The sequence below is a fragment of the Streptomyces diversicolor genome (assembly GCF_057537855.1).
Genome location: NZ_BAAJXA010000006.1, coordinates 225,043 through 244,465, shown reverse-complemented (window position 1 = coordinate 244,465; position 19,423 = coordinate 225,043). Strand labels below are relative to the sequence as shown.

20 protein-coding genes are annotated in these 19,423 nt (G+C 74.5%); 13 read left to right on the top strand and 7 right to left on the bottom strand.

Annotated elements, in window-relative coordinates:
- The first annotated feature begins 13 nt into the window (after positions 1-13).
- The 4 genes from AC27LF_RS09485 to AC27LF_RS09470 all read left to right on the top strand — a co-directional run bounded on the left by AC27LF_RS09485 (position 14) and on the right by AC27LF_RS09470 (position 3,304).
- Positions 14-619 (top strand): TetR/AcrR family transcriptional regulator, encoded by a 606-nt coding sequence (locus AC27LF_RS09485; RefSeq protein WP_479663414.1) that lies wholly within the window; start codon positions 14-16, stop codon positions 617-619.
- Positions 620-1,262: 643 nt separating this feature from the next.
- The gene (dhaK, locus tag AC27LF_RS09480; RefSeq protein WP_479663413.1) at positions 1,263-2,255 is read left to right on the top strand and encodes a dihydroxyacetone kinase subunit DhaK; all 993 of its coding nucleotides are present in this window, start codon (positions 1,263-1,265) and stop codon (positions 2,253-2,255) included.
- A gap of 46 nt (positions 2,256-2,301) precedes the next feature.
- The gene (gene dhaL / locus AC27LF_RS09475) at positions 2,302-2,901 is read left to right on the top strand and encodes a dihydroxyacetone kinase subunit DhaL (RefSeq protein WP_479663412.1); all 600 of its coding nucleotides are present in this window, start codon (positions 2,302-2,304) and stop codon (positions 2,899-2,901) included.
- Positions 2,894-3,304 carry a PTS-dependent dihydroxyacetone kinase phosphotransferase subunit DhaM gene (locus tag AC27LF_RS09470; RefSeq protein ID WP_479663411.1) on the top strand — a complete coding sequence of 137 codons (411 nt, stop codon included), beginning with the start codon at positions 2,894-2,896 and terminating at the stop codon, positions 3,302-3,304. Before dhaL ends, AC27LF_RS09470 begins: the two co-directional genes overlap by 8 nt.
- Before the next feature lie 267 nt (positions 3,305-3,571).
- On the opposite strand, the gene AC27LF_RS09465 is transcribed toward AC27LF_RS09470, so the two are convergent.
- Positions 3,572-4,210, bottom strand: coding sequence for a TetR/AcrR family transcriptional regulator (locus tag AC27LF_RS09465; protein WP_479663410.1), 639 nt, complete (start codon positions 4,208-4,210; stop codon positions 3,572-3,574).
- Positions 4,211-4,362: 152 nt separating this feature from the next.
- On the opposite strand from AC27LF_RS09465, the gene AC27LF_RS09460 reads away from it, so the two are divergent.
- From AC27LF_RS09460 to AC27LF_RS09450, 3 genes are all read left to right on the top strand, one after another.
- Positions 4,363-5,124 (top strand): SDR family NAD(P)-dependent oxidoreductase, encoded by a 762-nt coding sequence (locus tag AC27LF_RS09460; protein ID WP_479663409.1) that lies wholly within the window; start codon positions 4,363-4,365, stop codon positions 5,122-5,124.
- A 371-nt stretch (positions 5,125-5,495) separates the two neighbouring features.
- The gene (locus AC27LF_RS09455; protein ID WP_479663408.1) at positions 5,496-6,488 is read left to right on the top strand and encodes a fibronectin type III domain-containing protein; all 993 of its coding nucleotides are present in this window, start codon (positions 5,496-5,498) and stop codon (positions 6,486-6,488) included.
- 224 nt (positions 6,489-6,712) lie between these two features.
- Positions 6,713-7,264, top strand: coding sequence for a hypothetical protein (locus tag AC27LF_RS09450; RefSeq protein WP_479663407.1), 552 nt, complete (start codon positions 6,713-6,715; stop codon positions 7,262-7,264).
- A 151-nt stretch (positions 7,265-7,415) separates the two neighbouring features.
- Here the strand turns inward: AC27LF_RS09450 and AC27LF_RS09445 are convergent, their stop codons facing one another.
- Both AC27LF_RS09445 and AC27LF_RS09440 read right to left on the bottom strand, forming a co-directional pair.
- Positions 7,416-7,790: a hypothetical protein gene (locus tag AC27LF_RS09445; protein WP_404026846.1), complete on the bottom strand. Its 375-nt coding sequence runs from the start codon at positions 7,788-7,790 to the stop codon at positions 7,416-7,418.
- Between the two features lie 127 nt (positions 7,791-7,917).
- Positions 7,918-8,799 carry a hypothetical protein gene (locus tag AC27LF_RS09440; protein WP_479663406.1) on the bottom strand — a complete coding sequence of 294 codons (882 nt, stop codon included), beginning with the start codon at positions 8,797-8,799 and terminating at the stop codon, positions 7,918-7,920.
- Positions 8,800-9,214: 415 nt separating this feature from the next.
- Here AC27LF_RS09440 and AC27LF_RS09435 point away from each other — a divergent pair, with 415 nt between their 5' ends.
- On the top strand, positions 9,215-11,290 hold the full coding sequence (locus AC27LF_RS09435; RefSeq protein ID WP_479663405.1) for a SpoIIE family protein phosphatase: 2,076 nt from the start codon (positions 9,215-9,217) through the stop codon (positions 11,288-11,290).
- A gap of 140 nt (positions 11,291-11,430) precedes the next feature.
- Here AC27LF_RS09435 and AC27LF_RS09430 read toward each other — a convergent pair whose 3' ends face one another.
- Positions 11,431-12,207, bottom strand: a complete 777-nt coding sequence (locus AC27LF_RS09430) for a putative protein N(5)-glutamine methyltransferase (RefSeq protein WP_479663404.1) — start codon at positions 12,205-12,207, stop codon at positions 11,431-11,433.
- 485 nt (positions 12,208-12,692) lie between these two features.
- Here AC27LF_RS09430 and AC27LF_RS09425 point away from each other — a divergent pair, with 485 nt between their 5' ends.
- Complete coding sequence (locus AC27LF_RS09425) at positions 12,693-13,094, top strand: MarR family winged helix-turn-helix transcriptional regulator (RefSeq protein ID WP_479663434.1); 402 nt, start codon at positions 12,693-12,695, stop codon at positions 13,092-13,094.
- 11 nt (positions 13,095-13,105) lie between these two features.
- Here the strand turns inward: AC27LF_RS09425 and AC27LF_RS09420 are convergent, their stop codons facing one another.
- A complete protein-coding gene (locus AC27LF_RS09420) occupies positions 13,106-13,849 on the bottom strand; it encodes a GNAT family N-acetyltransferase (protein WP_479663403.1) in 744 nt (247 codons plus the stop codon).
- A complete protein-coding gene (locus AC27LF_RS09415; protein WP_479663402.1) occupies positions 13,846-14,769 on the bottom strand; it encodes an NADP-dependent oxidoreductase in 924 nt (307 codons plus the stop codon). Before AC27LF_RS09415 ends, AC27LF_RS09420 begins: the two co-directional genes overlap by 4 nt.
- A 171-nt stretch (positions 14,770-14,940) precedes the next feature.
- On the opposite strand from AC27LF_RS09415, the gene AC27LF_RS09410 reads away from it, so the two are divergent.
- The 4 genes from AC27LF_RS09410 (at position 14,941) to AC27LF_RS09395 (ending at position 18,425) form a co-directional block, all read left to right on the top strand.
- On the top strand, positions 14,941-15,546 hold the full coding sequence (locus AC27LF_RS09410) for a sulfite oxidase-like oxidoreductase (protein ID WP_479663401.1): 606 nt from the start codon (positions 14,941-14,943) through the stop codon (positions 15,544-15,546).
- Positions 15,539-16,294 carry a ferredoxin reductase gene (locus AC27LF_RS09405; protein WP_479663400.1) on the top strand — a complete coding sequence of 252 codons (756 nt, stop codon included), beginning with the start codon at positions 15,539-15,541 and terminating at the stop codon, positions 16,292-16,294. The genes AC27LF_RS09410 and AC27LF_RS09405 overlap by 8 nt, the downstream gene beginning before the upstream one ends.
- Before the next feature lie 249 nt (positions 16,295-16,543).
- On the top strand, positions 16,544-17,128 hold the full coding sequence (locus tag AC27LF_RS09400; RefSeq protein WP_479663399.1) for an Rv1733c family protein: 585 nt from the start codon (positions 16,544-16,546) through the stop codon (positions 17,126-17,128).
- 328 nt (positions 17,129-17,456) lie between these two features.
- Positions 17,457-18,425: an acetylxylan esterase gene (locus tag AC27LF_RS09395; protein WP_479663398.1), complete on the top strand. Its 969-nt coding sequence runs from the start codon at positions 17,457-17,459 to the stop codon at positions 18,423-18,425.
- A 33-nt stretch (positions 18,426-18,458) separates the two neighbouring features.
- Here the strand turns inward: AC27LF_RS09395 and AC27LF_RS09390 are convergent, their stop codons facing one another.
- Complete coding sequence (locus AC27LF_RS09390; RefSeq protein WP_479663397.1) at positions 18,459-19,184, bottom strand: class I SAM-dependent methyltransferase; 726 nt, start codon at positions 19,182-19,184, stop codon at positions 18,459-18,461.
- Between the last annotated feature and the right edge of the window lie 239 nt (positions 19,185-19,423).

Sequence of the window (19,423 nt, the reverse complement as noted above, 5' to 3'; positions counted from 1 at the left end):
GTAGGATCCGGCCATGGGCAGATGGGAGCCGAACGCGCGCGGGCGCCTGGCACAGGCGGCGTTGGCGCTCTACAGCGAGCGGGGCTATGAGCAGACGACGGTGGCGGAGATCGCGGGGCGGGCCGGCCTCACCGAGCGGACCTTCTTCCGGCACTACGCCGACAAGCGCGAGGTGCTGTTCGACGGCTCGGGCGCGTTGCAGGAGCTGTTCGTGGACGCGGTCGTCGGGGCCGCGCCGTCCGCGGCGCCGATCGACGCGCTCGCGGCGGGGCTTGAGGCGGCCTGCGCGCTCTTCCACGACCGCCGCGAGCACGCCCGGCGGCGCCAGGCCGTGGTCATGGCGAACCCGGAACTGAGGGAGCGCGAGCTGATCAAGCTCGCGTCGCTGTCGGCCGCGCTCGCCGACGCCCTGCGCCGGCGCGGCGTCGCGGAGCCCGCCGCGAGCCTGACCGCCGAGGCGGGGGTGGCCGTCTTCAAGGTCGGCTTCGAGCGGTGGACCGCGGCGACCGAGGAGCGCGAACTGTCACAGGTGCTGCGCGAGTCGCTGGCCGCGTTCCGGGCCGTGGCCGCGGGCGACGGAACCGGTCCGGCGCTCCGGCCGAAGCCCACGCCCCACTGACCACCACCCCGCGCCGTCCCCCTCCGGCGAACCACCCGCCTCGCCCCGGCGGCTCGCCGGACCCGGCAACACACCGCGCACCCCCGAGCTGCCCCCCGACCCCCGCCGGACCGACGGTGACACAGCCGCCCCCAAAAGGGGCGCGGGGAACGGCGCGACCAGCCACGACGGCCCCGCACCCGACAACGCACCACGCACCCCCGACGCCGGCACCCGGCCCCCGCTGGACCGACGGTGACACAACCGCCCCCAAAAGGGGCGCGAGGAACGGCGCGACCAGCCACGACGGCCCCGCACCCGACAACACACCGCGCACCCCCGACGCCGGCACCCGCTTCGCGCCGGCGGGCCGCTGAGCGCCGCCCATGTCGCCCTCGGGGCCGTTGACCGCCACCCGTCTCGCCGCCCGCCGTGACCTTCGCTGCCCCAAGGCCGATACTGCCAGGGGAACACCTGCGCCAAGCCCGTACGTCCGACCCGACCACCTGACAGGCCATCACCACGACAGCACCGAGTCCGCCGGCACCGCCCGGGCCCGCTGCCGAGCGCCGCGGCCCGCCGCGCCGGCCACCGGGCCCACCCGTACCGACCAGCTGAAAATGCAGGTCAGAGGGCCATCTGTTAGCGTCAATTGGAGGTACCCATGAGGATGCTCATCAACGTCCCGGAGACCGTGGTGGCGGACGCGCTGCGGGGGATGGCGGCAGCCCATCCCGAGCTGACCGTGGACGTGGAGAACCGGGTGATCGTACGGCGGGACGCCCCGGTGGCCGGACAGGTCGCGCTCGTCTCCGGCGGCGGGTCCGGGCACGAGCCGCTGCACGGCGGCTTCGTGGGGCCCGGGATGCTGTCGGCCGCCTGCCCGGGCGAGGTGTTCACCTCCCCCGTGCCCGACCAGATGGCACGCGCCGCAGCGGCCGTGGACAGCGGGCAGGGTGTGCTGTTCGTCGTGAAGAACTACACGGGTGACGTCCTCAACTTCGACATGGCGGCCGAACTGGCCGAGGACGAGGGCATCCAGGTGGCGAGGGTACTCGTCAACGACGACGTGGCGGTCACCGACAGTCTCTACACGGCGGGGCGGCGCGGTACGGGAGCCACCCTGTTCGTGGAGAAGATCGCGGGCGCCGCGGCGGCCGAGGGGCAGCCGCTGGAGCGGGTCGAGTCCATCGCGCGGCAGGTCAACGAGAACGCCCGCAGCTTCGGCGTCGCCCTCAGCGCCGTCACCACCCCCGCCAAGGGCAGCCCCACCTTCGATCTGCCGCCCGGCGAGCTGGAGTTGGGCATCGGCATCCACGGCGAGCCGGGCCGCGAGCGGCGGGCCATGATGACCTCCGGTGAGATCGCCGACTTCGCGGTGGGCGCGATCCTGGACGACATGCCCCCGCGCAACCCGGTCCTCGTCCTGGTCAACGGCATGGGCTCGACCCCGCTGCTGGAGCTGTACGGCTTCAACGCCGAGGTGCAGCGGGTGCTAGGCGAGCGCGGTGTGGCGGTGGCCCGCACCCTCGTCGGCAACTACGTCACCTCCCTGGACATGGCGGGCGCCTCGGTCACCCTGTGCCAGGTCGACGAGGAACTGCTGCGTCTGTGGGACGCGCCGGTGCGGACGCCGGCCCTGCGCTGGGGGATGTGACCCGGCGTTCGCAGCGACCAACGTACCTACGACGCAAGGAGATCCCGTGCTCGACGCCGATTTCTTCCGCCGCTGGATGGCCGCCACCGCCGCGTCCGTCGACCGTGAGGCGGAACGGCTCACCGCGCTCGACTCGGCCATCGGGGACGCCGACCACGGCGCCAACATGCAACGCGGGTTCGCGGCCGTGACGGCCGCTCTGGAGAAGGCGGCGCCCAACACACCGGGCGACGTCCTGACGCTCGCCGGGCGGCAGCTCATCTCCACCGTCGGCGGCGCGTCCGGGCCGCTGTACGGAACGCTGCTGCGGCGCACGGGCAAGGCGCTCGGCGACGCGGCCGAGGTCAGCGAGGAACAGCTCGCCGACGCGCTGCGGGCGGGCGTGGAGGGGGTCATGACGCTCGGCGGGGCCGCGCCGGGCGACAAGACCATGATCGACGCGCTGCGGCCGGCCGTCGACGCGCTCGGCGACGGATTCGGCGCGGCGCGGGCCGCCGCGGAGGCGGGCGCCGTGGCCACGGTTCCGCTGCTGGCCCGCAAGGGCCGGGCGAGCTACCTCGGGGAGCGCAGCATCGGGCACCAGGACCCCGGGGCCACCTCGTCCGCGCTGCTGATCGCCGGGCTCGCGGAGGCCGCCGATGAGTGACGAGCGGCGGGTGGGCATCGTGCTGGTGTCGCACAGCGCCGAGGTGGCCGCCTCGGTCGGCGAGCTGGCCAAGGGCCTGGCGGGCGGCGCCGCCGAGGTGCCCGTCGCGTCGGCGGGCGGCACGGAGGGCGGCGGGCTCGGCACCAGCGCCGAGCTGATCTCCGCCGCCGCGGCGGCCGTGGACCGGGGCGCCGGTGTCGCCGTCCTCACGGACCTCGGCAGCGCGGTGCTGACGGTGAAGGCGCTGCTCGCGGAGGGCGACGAACTCCCCGCGGGTACGCGGCTCGTGGACGCCCCGTTCGTCGAGGGCGCCGTGGCGGCGGTCGTCACCGCGTCCGCGGGCGGCGACCTGGACGCGGTGGAGGCGGCGGCGCGGGAGGCGTACACGTACCGGAAAGTGTGAGCCTCGTCATCTCCTTCGCGGTCCGGCAGCAGGGCAGCCGGACCCCGGGGCGTCGCCGCCGGGGGCCGATGGCGAGACGGGGCCGGGGCAGGCCGGTCGCGGCCGGCCATGACGTCGCCGGCGTCGTCCCCGACGGCTCCGGTGACCGAGTCGGGGGCGAGTTCCCTCGCCAGGTGCTGCCCCGGCACCCACGAACCCGGAACCCCACGCACCGCTTGACGAAGGACCTGAGGGACATAGAAGCACCCCTCGCCTGGGGCGGGGCGCTCAGGCGAGTCCGGCCGCCACGAGGGCGAGGGCCGAGCGCAGGGTCGTGGTCAGCTCGGCCTCCGCCGTAGTGGCGTCGGCGGACTCCTCCTCGATGCGCCAGGCGTAGTGCTCGATCGCCGCGCGCAGCGCCGCGTTGAACATGGCGGCCTGGACGGTCGGCCCCAGCGCGTCGGCGGGGACCCCGGCGCGCTCGGCGAGGGCGCGGGCGAACGCCGGCTCGGCCTCGTCGTACGACTGGAGCCAGACCGCCCGCAGCCCCGGCTCGTCGCGGGTCAGCCGGACCAGTGCGCCGAGGGTGGCACGGTCGGGGCCCGTCACCAGGCGGCTGTCGGCGGGCACCGCGCGCACGAGGACGTCCTCCAGCGGCCGGCCGGGGCGCCAGGCGCGCAAAGTGGCGGCGATCTGCTCGATCCCGGCCTCGAACAGCGGCCGTACGCAGGACTCCTTGCTCGGGAAGTAGCGCCACACCGTGCGCGCGGAGACGCCGACGGCCCGCCCGATCTGCTCCCCCGTGGTCGCGGCGACGCCCTGTGCGACGAACAGGTCGACCGCGGCCCGCGCGATCTCCGACCGGATCTGCGCCTTGCGCTCCTCGGTCAGGGGTGGTCGTCCCGTGCGTCCGCCGGCTGCCGTCATACGTCCCTCCGGTTCGGGCTGCTGCTGCCAGGGAATTCTCCACCACTACTACTTTATGTCACTCACAGACAATAAGTCGTAGGGTGGGCGCGTGCGCCGGGCGCTCGGCCCGGCGCGTCACGCGAGAAGAACCAACCGATGGGGAGCGGATCATGACCAGCGGACTGGACGGCCGGAGCGTCGTCGTCACCGGCGCGGGGTCGGGGATCGGGCGAGCCGCGGCGCTGGCCTTCGCGGCGGAGGGCGCCCGGGTCGTGGTGGCGGACCTCGACGCCGAAGGCGCGGGCGCGGTCGTCGAGGAGATCACCCGGGCGGGTGGCACGGCCCTGGCCGTGACCGGCGACCTCAGCGAGCAGGCGGTGGTGGACCGGCTGGTTTCGACCGCCGCGGAGCGCTTCGGCGGGGTGGACGTCCTGGTGAACAACGCCGGGATCATGGACCGCATGTCGGCCCTCGCCGAGGTGAGCGACGCCGAGTGGGAGCGGGTCCTGCGGGTCAATCTGACCGCACCCTTCCTGCTCACCCGGGCGGTGCTGCCGCACATGCTGGCGGCGGGGCGGGGCGTCGTCGTGAACACGGCCTCCGAGGCCGGCCTGCGGGGCAGCGCGGCGGGCGCCGCGTACACGGCCTCGAAGCACGGGGTGATCGGCCTGACCAAGTCCCTCGCGGTGATGTACCGCAACCAGGGCATCCGCGCCAACGCGATCGCACCGGGCGGGACCAGGACCGCCATCACCGTGGACACGCAGGACGGGGCGCACGGACCGGCCGCCCTCGGCCCGTACTTCGGCAACGTCGGCCGCGCCAGCGAGCCGGAGGAGCAGGCGGCCGCGATCGTGTTCCTCGCCTCGGACGCGGCCAGCAACATCAACGGCGCGATCCTTCCGGTGGACAACGGCTGGTCGGCCGTCTGACCCCACCAGGGCCCATAGGCGCGAGCACTACGGCGCGGGGCACGGGAATATGTGCGCGCCCCATGGTTGGGCCCAACAGGGACCGGGGGGTGGCCGGGGCCGACAGGGGCCGGGGGCCGGGCCCGTGTCGGCCCCGGCCACCCCGACCACCCGCGCACGGCGCGGGACCAGCGACGACAGCTTTCCGCGCCACAGGCGCGAACTCCCCTGTGTTTCCGGAGAGTTCGGCCGTGAGGAGCTTCAGCATACGTAACGCATCCGGGTGGTCACCAACACGGCCCTGTTGAACACGCCCCTCTTGAAGAGGCCGTACCGGCCGTGCATATTGGTCCGGACCATTGCCGTGTTGCCGTCCCCGGGGAGGCACAGCCGTGCGACGTGTTCCCGTACCCCACGCACTGGCCCTGGCGGCACTGGCGCTGGTCACGGCCTGCGGTGGGGGCGGAGCGGCGGACGACGGGGGCGAACGGCCGCCCGGGGCGCCGACGGGTGTGACCGCGCAGGCCGGCAGCGCCACGAGCGTGCATGTCATGTGGAACGCGGTGTCGAGCGAACCGGGCGTCGACTCCTACGAGATCTATCGCGGCACCACGAAGGTCGGTGAAGTGCCTGGTTCCGAGCACATGGTGGACGTCACCAGGCTCAGGCCGTCCACCATGTATGTCTTCACCGTGCGGGCCCGGGACGGCGAGGGGCGGCTCGGGCCGAGCAGCCAGCAGGTGCGGGCGCGGACACCGGCCGCCGTCGCCGCGGACCGCTCCGCGCCCTCCCGCCCGGCGAAGCCGACGGGCCGGGCCGTCGGCAGCCGGGCGGTCCAGTTGTCCTGGGGGGCGGCGCGGGACGACCGCGCCGTGGTGTCGTACGACGTGTACCAGGCGACCGCGAAGGTGCACAGCGTCGGCGGCGGCCAGACCGCGACGGTGGTGACCGGGCTGCGTCCCGGCACCCGCTACACGTTCACGATCCGGGCCCGCGACGCGGCGGACAACGTCTCGCCCGCGAGCGCCGCCGTCCGGCTGACCACACCGGGCACCGACGACGGGGGCTACGCCGCGCCGACCGGCTTCCGCGCGCGGAGCCACCGCGCGGACGGTGCGTACTACCTCGATCTGTCCTGGGTCCCGCCGCGCACCGACGGCGTGGTCACGGAGTACCAGATCCAGCTCGACCGCGGGCAGCCGACCTCGCTGGTGTGGGGTGCCACCCCGCCCGAGGGCCGGGTCACGCACAGCTTCTACGTCGGCCGCGAGGCCGGGGCCGGGCACCGGGTGCGGATCCGGGCGAGGCTGCCGGACGGCACCTGGGGCGGGTACTCGGCGGAGCGGACGGTGACGACGGGCCCGGGCTCCGGCGCCGCTCCCTAGGTCATCCCTAGGTCCTGTCGTCAAACTCCCGTCGTTCGCCCGGAGGGCGGGCCCTGGACGCGCCGAAGGTGCCCCGGACGGAGCATCCGCTCACCCGGACGGTACCGGTCCGGCTGCGGGACGGCCCGGCGCCGCATGGGATGCCGGTGAGGCAGCACGGACGTTTCCCGACCCTCGGCGGCGCATGGGACGTTCCGCCAACCGTGCCGCCGGAGGGCAGCCCAATGCGCACTACTCGACTCCTCTCCCGCTCCGGTCCGGTCCTGGCCGCCGCCGCGGCGCTGCCGATCGGGCTCGCCGGGCCGTCCCCCGCGGCCTCCGGCATCTCGGTGAGCACCAACGGGTCCACCGTGTCGGTGGTCACCAGCGCCTGCACCCAGATCAACGGCAGTTGGGGCAATGCCTCCCTGCTCACCGGAGGCCAGGCGAACTTCGCCGAGGGGCGCCAGACGGCGCTCACCGGCACGACCGTCAGCCAGTCCGCGGCCTGGTCGAACGTCTCCCCGGGGACCTACACGGTCGTCGTGGTGTGCTCGAACGGCGGCACCGCCGGTTCCCAGTCCGTCATCGTCTCCTCCGCGAAGGCGCCGAACCCCTCGAAGGCACCCCAGGCCGCCGCGACTCCCGCCCCGCAGCGGGGCGTCGCGGGCGGCGAGGGCGGCACCGTGCACGACTACGGACCGCTCACCCTCGGCATCGGCGCGACCCTCGTGGGCGGCGGGGTGATCGCCGCGGCCTGGTACCTGCGGCGCCGGTCCAAGCCCCGCCGCCTGTGAGACCCACCCGGGCCAGGGACGCGGTCGGTGAGGTGACCCACCCGGGCCAGGGGCGCGGTCGGTCCCTCACCGACGGCGGCGACCGGGCGAGGACCCGGCGACGTACGGCGCCCCGGCCGGCGGCCGACCGGGGCGCGCGGGTGACGGGACGTCAGCGGCTCTCCAGCCGCAGGTGCAGGTCCCGTTCCTGGTCACCGGAGGCCGTGCAGGTCTCCTGGACGGAGAACAGGGAGCCCAGGGTGGTGCGGAACCGGTCGACGGCCCAGTAGCCGCCCTGGACGTCCGCGAGGACGGGCGACCTGAGCCGGGCGGGCGGTGCGGGCACCCCATGGGCGTCCGCCACGTCGTAGGTGCCGAGCCACACCATCGGACGCGTCTCGTGGAGCTGCTGCGGCACCTCGTCGGCACCGCGGTCGGACGTGAAGCAGGCCCTCAGGGCGTCGAACACGATCCGGGCGTCCTCCTTGGAGCACCCGCTGATCTCCACCGTGACGGATTCCGGGTGCGACCGCTGCGTGTTCTTCATGATCGCTCCTCTCGTGGCCGCGCTGCGGTGGAACGTGGGGTACCCCGCGCAACCGCGCCCATCCCTCAGCAAAGCACCCTCCGCCGCCGAGCACTACCGGTGCCCGGCGGCGCGCCGGCGCGCGGGTTCATCCGCGGGTGAACCGGTACGTCTTGCTGTCCGTGAGCACACAGAAGCCGGGCGAGACGACGATCACGCGCAGGGTGCCGGTGCGCCGGTCGTAGTCGACGCCCTCCGCCTCGAAGGTGCCGGAGCAGGCGCTGCGCAGCGGGAGTTGACGCAGCGCCGTGACATGTCCGGACACGTCCGACATGCCGTTCGGTTCGGCGGACAGGTCGATCTGCAGGAGCGGCTTGGTGACGCCGAAGAGGCTGCCCTCGGGATCGTCGGACGAGCACAGCAGGGTCGTGGGCCCGGAGAAGTCGCAGCCCTGGACGTCGCGCACGGCATGGTCCAGGGTGACGGTGGCGGCCCGCGGAAGGTTCGCGGAGGGCGACGTGCCCGGGTTGACGCCCGGGGTCGGGAAGACCAGGAGGCGGCTCATCGTGCCCCACTCGCCCGCGAGCATCCACTGCCCGCCCGGCGAGACGGCGACCCAGGAGTTGTTCAGCGCCTCGCCGGGATCGAGGGTGTGCACGTACTCGGACCAGGCACCGCCCGGCGCCTGGACGCGGAACATCTTGGTGGTGCCGGAGTCCCGCTGGTAGGGCTCGATGTAGTAGCCGTCGTAGGAGGCGTCGGGGTCGCCCACGTGGTTCCAGCCGCGGGTGGCGACGCCGACCGGGATGGTGCCGATGCCGGTGTACCGGTTGGGGCTGCCGGCCGGGACCTCGACGGAGGTCAGGCCCTGGCTCTCGGTGAGCGGGTCGGCGCGGTCGGAGCCGACCTCGGTCCAGGTGTCGGCGGCGGAGGCGGGCGGGGCGGCGGACACGGACACGACGACGGCGGTGGCGAGGGCGACGAGTCCGGTCAGGACTGCGTGACAACGTTGCCGGGCGGACACGGGCATGGATGCCGACTCCTCGGTGGTGGGGGGTGGCTGGCGCGTTCGGCGGACAGTCTGGCCCGAGTGCGATGAGCATGTACAGACCAATGGAGGAACGCGGGGGTGAACAGCCGCGTGGCGACCCGTGAACGCGCCGATCGACCGGACACCGGACAGCCGAGCGAGCGAACCGATGGCCGCCGGCGGCGCTGCGCGACCGGTGCCCTGGCCGACGATCCGGTGGCTGCCCGGTTCGCCGTACACCGGCTCCCGTGGTGAGGGATGGTGGAGATAGCGGACGGCGGCGTCGGAGAGTCGGGTGTGGGCGCGGAACACATGGACGCGGAACACATGGGCGCGGAACACATTGGGCCGGAACACATGGGGAGCCGGCACGGGCGGCGCTGTGCCGCAAGGACGGTCTGAGGCGGTGCGTGTGATGAGTGCAGCCGAGGCTCCCGTGGCCGAGGGCGGCGGCCCGGTCCGGCCGAGCGGGCTGCTCGACGTGCTGGGCGTGGCCTCGGTCGTGCTGGACGTCCAGGGGCGCATCGTGCTGTGGAGCCCCCAGGCGGAGGAGCTGTTCGGCTACTCGGCCCGGGAGGCCCTGGGCCAGTACGCGGCCCGCCTCATGGTGCACGAGGAGCACATCGCACTGGTCCGCAAGCTGTTCGCCGACGTGATGGCGACCGGCCGGAGCTGGGCCGGCGCGTTTCCCGTGCGGGCCAAGGACGGCGGCACGCGCCTGGTGGAGTTCCGCAACATGCGGCTGACCGACGACCGGGGCGACGTGTTCGCGCTGGGGCTCGCGGCCGACCGCTCCACGGTGCGCCGGCTCGAACAGGACGTGGCCCTGTCGGAACGGATGGTCAAGCAGTCACCGATCGGGCTGGCCGTGCTGGACACGGAACTGCGGTACGTCTCGGTCAACCCGGCGCTTTCCCGGATCAACGGCATCCCGGCCGATGAACTCCTCGGCCGGACCCCGCACGAGGTGCTGCCGCTGCTGGACTCCGACGCCCTGGAGAACGCGCTGCGCAGCGTCCTGGAGACCGGCTGCCCGCTGGTCGACCAAGCCACCGTGGGCCGGACGCCGGCCGACCCGGACCAGGAGCACGCCTGGTCCGTGTCGCTGTACCGGCTGGAGGACGCCATGGGCCGGGTGCTCGGCGTCGCGGCGTCGATCGTGGACATCACCGAGCAGTACCGGGCCCGTGTCGAGACGGAGGCCGCGCGGCGCAGGCTGGCCGTCGTCGCGGACGCCTCCGCGCGCATCGGCACCACCCTGGACCTGAACCGCACCGCCCGTGAACTGGCCGATGTCGCCGTGCCGGAACTGGCCGACATCGCCGCCGTCGATCTGCTCGACGCCGTCGTCGAGGGCCGTCGCAGCACCCTCGGCCCTGCCGAGTCCGCGGTGATCCGGCCCCTCGCGGTGCGTGCGGAGCGGGAGACGGACGCGCTGCGGGCCGCCGACCCGCCGGGAGAGCGCGTACGGTACGCCCCCGACCGGCTGGTCACCGCGTGCGTACGCACGGCGAGCCCGGTCGTCGTGCCGCGGGTGACGGACGGCGACCTCGAACGCATCGCCCGCTCCCCGGAGGCGGCCGAACTGCTGCGCCGGGCGGGCGTGCACTCCTATCTGGCGGTGCCGCTGATCGCACGCGGCGAGGTGCTGGGCGCCCTCGACCTCAAACGCGCGGACAATCCGCTGCCCTTCGGGGAGGACGACGTCCTGCTGGCCCGGGAGCTGGCCGCGCGCGCGGCGGTGCAGATCGACAACGCCCGCTGGTACCAGAACGCCCGGGACACCGCCCTCACCCTGCAGCGCAGCCTGCTGCCCGGCCGGCCGGCCGTGACGACCGGCCTTGAGGTCGCCTCCCGTTACCAGCCGGCGGGCGCCGCCGTCGAGGTCGGCGGGGACTGGTTCGATGTGATCCCGCTGGAGGGCGGCAGGACGGCGCTCGTCGTGGGGGACGTCATGGGCAGCGGCATCGGCGCCGCGGCCACCATGGGCCGGCTGCGCACCGCCACCACCACGCTCGCCTCGCTGGGCCTCGACCCGGCCGTGCTCCTGCGGCACCTCGACAAGATCACCCCGGGTCTCGACCACTCCATCGCGACCTGTGTGTACGCCGTCCACGACCCCGGGCTGCGCCAGTGCCGCATCGCCAACGCCGGACATCTGCCCCCGGTCCGGGTCCGCGCCGGGCAGCCGCCGGAACTGCTCGCGCTGCCGACCGGCGTGCCGCTCGGCGTCGGCGGCATCGACTTCAGCACCACCACGGTCGACTTCGCCCCCGGTGACCGGCTGGTCTTCTACACCGACGGGCTGGTGGAGACCCGCCAGCACTCGCTGGACGAGCGGCTGGCCGTGCTGCTGGCCCTGCTGGAGGGCCCGGACCGCCCGCTGGAGGACGTCTGCGATCTGCTGCTGCGGACCCTGCACCACCCCGACAACCACGACGACGTGGCACTCCTCATCGCCCGGTCCCTGGATCCCGGGACCGAGCGATGAGCGGTGAGCGGTGAGGTCCGTATTGAGGTGAGCGGCGCGCTTGACCCGTGAGCCGTGTGCCGTGAGCGGTGGCGCGCGGTCCCGCCGTCGAGCACCGCTCGCCCGGCCCCTGCGCCGGGCCCGGCCCCGGTACCGATCGTCTAGGGGCGGGCCCCGATCACCACGTGAGCGTGCCGTTCCTCGGAGACCGCGAGGGAGGTGGCAAGGCCGGCGCGGGCGAAGATCAGGGCGGCCTCCTGCGCCTGCTGTTCGCTGGTCTCGATCAGGAGGCAGCCACCCGGGGCGAGCCAGCCGGGCGCGGCGGTGGCGACGCGGCGCAGCACGTCCAGGCCGTCCGCGCCGCCGTCGAGGGCGCGCAGCGGCTCGTGCTCACGGGCCTCCGCGGGCAGCAGCCCGACCTCGCCGCTCGGGACGTACGGCACGTTCGCCGCGAGGATGTCGACGCGGCCCAGGAGCGTGCGGGGCAGCGGCTCGAACAGGTCGCCCGCATGGGCGTGTCCGCCGTACTCGGCGAGATTGCGGCGGGCGCAGCGCACCGCGGCCGGGTCGACGTCGGCGGCGTGCAGTTCGACCCGGCCGAGCGCCGCGGCCAGCGCGGCGCCGACGGCGCCGGAGCCGCAGCACAGGTCCACGACGACCCGGGCGCCCGGCGAGCGGGCGAGGGCCTGGTCGACAAGGAACTCGGTACGGCGGCGTGGCACGAAGACGCCGGGTTCGACGGCGATCCGCAGCCCGTGGAACCCGGCCCAGCCGAGGACGTGTTCGAGGGGCAGTCCGGCGGCGCGCCGGTCCACCATGGCGGTGACTTCGTCCGGGGTGCGGGCGGTGGCGACGATCAACTCCGCCTCGTCCTCGGCGAAGACGCAGCCGGCGGCGCGCAGCGCGGCGACGACGGCGGAGGGGATGAGCAGGGGCATGGAGGCCGAGAGCCTTTCGGTGACCTGGGGCCGAAGGGCGCTCCCGCGGGCACCGGCTACCGGTGACGCACGCCGCGGTGAGGGGTGAGCACCCGAGCTGACACAGCGGTAATGGGTCTCACCTCCTTCATGGCACGGCCGGGACGTTCCGCGGCCGGACGGCCACCCTACCCCAACGGTCGGACACCGACGGCCGCTTCGGGCCCACGGCGGTCCCGTCCGCCTCCTCGCCGCCGCTCCCTCCGCGTCGCCCGGACCGCGCCCCCGGCACCGGCCGGAGCACGGCCGGATCACGGGCGGACGGCGGGCGGACCGCAGGCAGACGGCGAGCGGACCGCGGCCGGATCAAGTTGTACGGTGCAACCAGAGGGGCGGAGTCCCGGGACGGACAGCGACGGGCGGAGGCGACCGGGGACGCCCGGGGGCGCACAGGAGGGATCGCCGTGACGACAGCGGAGACGGCCATCGAGACCATCCAGCGCGAGATGACGGTCTTCGCCCGCCGGGCCCGGGCCTCGGCCGGACGCATGCACCCCGAGCTGTCCCTGGTGTCGTACACGCTGCTCGGCCACCTGGAGGAGAGCGACGGCTGCCGGGCCACGGACCTGGCGGCGCACTACGCCCTGGACAAGTCCACGGTCAGCCGCCAGGTGGCCGCCCTGCAGCGGGCCGGGCTCGTCGAGCGCCGGCTGGACCCGGGGGACCACCGGGTCCAGCTGCTGCATCTGACGCCGGCAGGCCAGGAGATCCTCGCCCAGGTCACCCGGCGCCGCCGGGCCGCCTTCCGCAGGCGGCTCGCGGACTGGCCCGAGGAGGATCTGACGCGGTTCGCCGGCTATCTGGAGCGCTACAACGCGGCGGCCTCAGATCCCGCCGCCCCGAACTGACCGGGTCCCGGTCAGACCGGCAGCGCTTCCCGGCCGTCCGCCAGGCGCTGTGGCACCCGGACCGCGAGGAACACGGTTCGGCGCCGCAGCCGGAAGCCCAGCGACTCATAGAGCCGGACGGCGTTGGAGTTCTCCGCGCTCGCGTGCAGGAACGGCGTCTCGCCGCGCTCCCGGATGCCGTGCGCCACGGCGAGGATCAGCCGGGTCGCCAGGCCCTCGCCGCGGAAGAGCGGATCGGTGCAGACCGCGCTGATCTCGGTCCAGCCGGGCGGGTGCAGCCGCTCCCCCGCCATGGCGACCAGGGCCCCGCCGCGGCGGATGCCGAGATAGGTGCCGAGTTCGACGGTGCGCGGCAGGAACGGGCCCGGCTTGGTGCGTTCGACCAGGTCGGTCATCTCGGGGACGTCGGCGGGCCCGAGGCGGACCGCCTCCGCGTCCGGGGCGGCGGCGAGCGAGTCGTCGACCAACTGGACGCCCGCCGTCCGGAAGGTGACCTCCCATCCCCGCGGCACCTGTCCGCGGAAGCCGGCCAGCGGCACCTCGGCGCCCGGTCCTGCGAGCGCCGCGAGGTCCGCCCAGTCGTCGGCGCCGGGATCGTCGGGCAGCGCGAGCCACGGGGACACGTCGAGCGGGTAGCGCAGCACCCGGCCGCGGCGCTCGGCGAAGCGGGCGTGCGGGCCGGTCAGCGAGGCCAGGGCCGGGTTGTCGAGGACGTGTTCGCTGCCGGCGCCGACCGACCGGTTCGGTGCGCTCACCGGGCGACCTCGATCACGATCTTGCCGCGGGTGTGGCCGTCCTCGACGGCGCGCAGTGCCGCCGCGGCCTGTTCCAGCGGGAACGTCCGGGTGACGTGCGGGTCGAGCACGCCGGTCAGCACGAGCCGGGCCACGGCGTCGAGGACGGCCGAGGTGCGGGCCCGGGCGACCCGGGCGCCGCCGAGCGCCGCGACGGTCTCGGCCGGGGCGCCCGCGGTGATCAGCCGGGTCCGGTCGGTGAGCAGGGCGGCCGTCTCGGTCAGCACCTCGCCGCCGACCAGGTCGTAGACGGCGTCGATCCCGTCGGGCGCGGCGGCCCTGACCCGGTCGGCCAGGTCCGGGCCGGAGGGCACGTGCACGGCGCCCAGCGACTCCACGAAGTCCTTCTTGCCCTCGCTCGCCACGCCCACCACGCGCACCCCGAGGGACCGGGCGATCTGCACGGCCGCCGCGCCGACACCGCCGCCCGCCCCGGTGACCAGCAGCGTCGCTGAGGCGGGCAGGTCGAGCTGGCGGATGCCGTCGTAGGCGGTGGCCGCGGCGACCGGCAGGGTCGCCGCGTCGGTGAAGGACAGCCCGGCGGGCTTGTGCGCGGTGACCGCGGCGGGCAGCAGCGCGTACTCGGCGTACCCACCGGCGACGGTGTTGCCGAACACCTCGTCCCCCACGGCGATCCCGGTCACGCCGTCGCCGACCTCCGCCACGACGCCGGAGACCTCGCTGCCGAACACGGCCGGGAAGGCGCGGTCCGCGTCGCCGGGGCGGCGCAGGCCCTCGCGCAGCTTCCAGTCGACCGGGTTCACCCCGGCCGCGCGCACCTCGACCAGCACCTCGCCGGTGCCGGGCCGGGGCCGGGCGACGTCCGTGAACGCCTCGGTCTCCGGCCCCCCGTACCGTGTGAAGACGTACGCCTTGGGCATCTGCTTCCTCGCTCTCCTTGCGCTGTCACCGGCGTACCGGTGCCGGCACTCAGCGCCAAGGACGGGCGTGCGGCGGCTATTCCCCGTCCGGCGAGCCGTTCACGCGACCGCAATGTTCGAGGGGACTGACCTGGGACGGAGCACGGCGGGCGGCGGCGTTACGGTTGCCTCATGAACGTCACCCGAGGCTTCACCGGGCGCCCGCGCGTCCTCGATCCCGGACTGCCGCCCGGCCAGTACGACGCGAAGGACGACTGGCCCGTGCTCTCCGCGGAGGTCACCCCGGACCTGGCGCCCGCCGACTGGTCGTTCCGCGTGGACGGGCTGGTGGCCGAGCCGCACACCTGGGACTGGGACGCGGCACACACGCTGCCCGCGTCCGTGTACGAGGGTGACATCCACTGTGTGACCGGCTGGTCGAAGTTCGGGGTGCGGTTCGGCGGCGTGTCACTGGACCGCTTCCTCAGTGTGGTCCGGCCCCATGAGTCCGCCACCCATGCCGTCGCGTACTCGCACACCGGCTACACCACGAACCTGCCGCTCGCCGACCTCACCGGCGGGCGGGCCTGGATCGTCTGGGAGTACGACGGCACGCCGCTGGCGCCGGAGCACGGTGGCCCGGCGCGGCTGCTGGTGCCGCACCTGTACTTCTGGAAGAGCGCCAAGTGGATCGCCGGCCTCACCCTCCTCGACCACGACGAGCCCGGTTTCTGGGAGGGCAACGGTTACCACGCGCGCGGCAACCCCTGGGAGGAGCAGCGGTACTCCGGTGACTGAGACCTTCGCTCCCCGCACCCGCTTCGCGGTGCCCGGGCGCATCGTCGTCGGCCATCAGGCGGCCTCGGTGTGGCAGACGGCCACCGTCACCGAGGTGCGGCGCGAGACCCCGCGCGCGGCCACCTTCCGGCTCGCGGTGCCGCACTGGGCGGGACATCTGCCCGGCCAGCATCTGATGCTGCGGCTCACGGCCGACGACGGCTATGTGGCGCAGCGCCACTATTCGATCGCGTCGGCGCCGGACGACTCCGGGCACATCGAGCTGACCCTGGACCACATCGAGGGCGGCGAGGTGTCCGGCTGGTTCCACACGGTGGCAAGGCCCGGGGACACGGTCGAGGTGCGCGGCCCGCTGAGCGGCTTCTTCGCCTGGCCTGGCGACCGTCCGGCGCTGCTGATCGGCGCCGGGTCCGGGGTCGTACCGCTGATGTCGATGGTCCGGCACCACCGGGCGCGCGGGCTCGCCGTGCCGCTGCGGCTGCTGGTGTCCGCGCGCCGCCCCGAGGAGCTGATCTACGCGCGGGAGCTGGGCGCCGAGACCACCCCTGTCTTCACCCGGAGCGCACCGCGGGGTGTGCCGGTCGGACGGCTGGCGGCCACACATGTGGTGCCGCTCCTGGCCGAGCAGCCGCCTGGTGGGTGGGAAGCCTATGTGTGCGGCTCCAACGGGTTCGCCGAGCATGCCTCGCGGCTGCTCGTCGAGGCCGGTCAGCCGGTGGACCGCATCCGCATCGAGCGCTTCGGCTGAGCCGGGGACCACTGCTCCTCGGACGGGATCTGCTCCCGCGGACCGGTTCGGGGGCGCGTCCGCGGGTGTCGGGCGCCGTGGCGGGCTCCCTCGCCACGACCGCACCGTCCCCGGGTGTGCGCGAGGTGAGCGAGCCGCGCCGAACGGGGTACGAGAGCGGTGTGGACGCTCGCAGGTGTGCGCGGTGCGCGGGCAGCGGCGGCGGGGTGCCGTGCGCCGGCCGGCGCCGCTGACGGCGAGGAGGTCGGCATGCGGGTCCTGGTGCGCGGCCGGCACCGGCGCGGCAATCCGCTGCGGCGCCGGTCGGACGTCGTGGAGGCGTGGACGGCGCTGGGCGTCGCCGTGCTGCTGGCCGTGGGCGTGCCCCTGGTCGGGGTGTGGGCGGGCCGGTGGGCGCACGACCAGGCGGCGGCCACCGCCGCGGCGCAGCGGGCCGACCGGCACCTCGTGCGCGCACGGGTGGTCGGGGGCACGGCCCTGCCGCTGCCCGGGACCGCGGACGGCCGGGCGGGCGCCCGCCGGGCCCTGGTGCGCTGGGCGGAGCCCGGCGCCCGGGAGCGCACGGCCGTGGCCCGCGTCCCGGCGGGCGCCCGCAGCGGGCAGGTGGTGGACGTCTGGTTCGACTCCCGCGGACGCGGCGTCGGCGCGCCGCCCGACGACACCGCGGTCCGGCAGCACGGCGTGGTGGTCGGCATGTGCACGGCGGGCGGGGCGGCGGCGGTGATCCTCCTCGCGCACGGGGCCGCGCGCCGTGTGGCGCTGCGCCACCGGCTGCTGGAGTGGGAACGGGACTGGGCCCGCACCGGCCCGGACTGGAGCAGCGACCGGCCCTGAATCCGCGGGCCGCACCGCCCGCGGGCCGGGCACCCACCCGCAAGGCCAGAGGCACCCACCCGCAAGGCTGGTCGACCCGCCTGCGGGGCCGTCGACCCGGCTGCGCGACCGGTTGCTCGCCCGCGCGCGGACAGCCCCAGCCGTCCGCCCCGGTCACCGGCTCTCCCGGGCAGTCGGTTGTCGGTCGTAGCAAGCGGTTCCTGCGTCTTGACCAGCGGTTGGACGGGCGGTCTCGGGGCCGGTGGCGCGCGCACGGCTCTGGCGATCGCCGCGGCCACCGACGTACGGTGTGATCACCCGCACTCACCCTTCACAAAGGCGGCTGCTGATGGCCCTGTTCGACCTACCGCTCGACGAACTCCGTGAGTACCGCAGCGCGTCCGTGAAGCCCGAGGACTTCGACGCCTTCTGGTCCAAGACGCTTCAGGAGGCGCGGGAGCACGATCTGGACGCCCGCTTCGAACCGGTCGACACGGGTCTGTCCACGGTGCGGGTCCACGACGTGACGTTCGCCGGGTACGGCGGCCATCCGGTCAAGGGCTGGCTGGTGCTGCCGGCCGACGCCGCCGAACCCCTGCCGCTGGTCGTGCAGTTCGTCGGCTACGGCGGCGGTCGTGGACTGCCGTACGAGCATCTGCTGTGGGCGTCGACGGGCCGTGCGCACTTCGTGATGGACACCCGCGGGCAGGGCAGCGGCTGGGGCGGCGGGGGCGGCACCGCCGATCCGGTGGGCGCGGAGCCCGCGTACCCGGGGTTCATGACCCGGGGCGTGGACGCACCCGAGAACTACTACTACCGGCGGGTGTTCACGGACGCCGTGCGCGCGATCGAGGCGGCCCGTTCGCATCCGCTGACGGACGCGTCCCGGACCGTGGCCGTCGGCGGCAGCCAGGGCGGCGGCATCACGCTCGCCGTGGGCGGACTGGTGCCCGACCTGGTGGCCGTCGCCCCGGACGTGCCGTTCCTGTGCGACTTCCCGCGTGCGACGAAGCTGACGGACCGTCACCCGTACCGTGAGATCGGCCTCTACCTCAAGACGCACCGCGGGCGCTCCGCGGACGTGCTGCGCACCCTGTCCTACTTCGACGGCGTGCACTTCGCGGCCCGCGGCCGGGCCCCCGCCCTGTTCTCGGCGGCGCTTGAGGACCAGACCTGCCCGCCGTCCACGGTGTTCGCCGCGTACAACGCCTGGGCGCACGACGACAAGTCGATCGAGGTGTACGAGTTCAACGACCATGAGGGCGGCGGCCCGTTCCAGGACGCGGCGAAGGTGCGCTGGCTGCGCTCGTACGTCTGAGCGCGGGGCGCCGCGCCGAGGTGTCCGGGCCGCTCAGGGCAGCCGCCGGGCCATGACAAGCCGGGCGCGGGGGCTGCCGTCGGCGCGCCGGCCGAACTCGGGCAGGGCGTACAGCCGCGTGCCGAAGCCGGCTCGCTCCAACTCGTCGAGCACGGTGCCGAGTCGGAAGGCCCGGTAGTACATGACGAACGGCGGGCGCCACACGGCGTTGCGCACCCGCATCACCGTGTCGAAGCCCAGCAGGATCCAGAACCAGGCGCTCGCGGGGCGGGGCGGGGCGGGCACCGGGAACGCGAAGCCGCCGCCCGGCCGCAGCACGGAGTGGACCTGCCGGAACAGCCCCGGCAGTTCGCGCGGCAGGAAGTGGCCGAACGCGCCGAAGCTGACGACCAGGTCGAAGGCGGAAGCGAACGGCAGGGCACGCGCGTCACCGCGCACCAGGTGGCGGCGCGGCCCCGCCGGGCGGGCCTGCCGGCCGGCCACGGCGAGCATGCCGGCGCTGAAGTCGACACCGGTGACGCTCCGTCGGCACACCCGCGCCAGCATCTGTGTCCCGGCGCCCGTGCCACAGCACAGGTCGAGGCCGTCGTCGAACGGGCCCAGCCGGCCGAGCGCCGTGGCCACGGCATCCAGGATGTCGTCCGGGGTGCGGAAGGGGGTGTGGTCGAACTTCGGGGCGAGCAGGTCGTAGCCGTGCTCGACCGACGACAGCGCCTGGACGGCGAGCTCGCGCAGGCTGGGACCCTCGGGGCGGAACATGCGTTCAGCCTAAGCACTCCGCTGGAAATGCCGCGCTATGCCGTCTGTCGCCTGTCGTCTGTCGTCTGTCGTCTGTCGTCTGTCGTCTGCGGCACCATCGTGGCTGGTCGCGCAGTTCCCCGCGCCCCTTCGGAGCGCATCGAACCGCGGCAGACTTGCGCACCGGCGCGTGGTACTGTCTAACCAGCACTTGTGTACGCCCCGTCGCGGGCGCCGGTGCGGTTCCCTTCAGTTCTCTT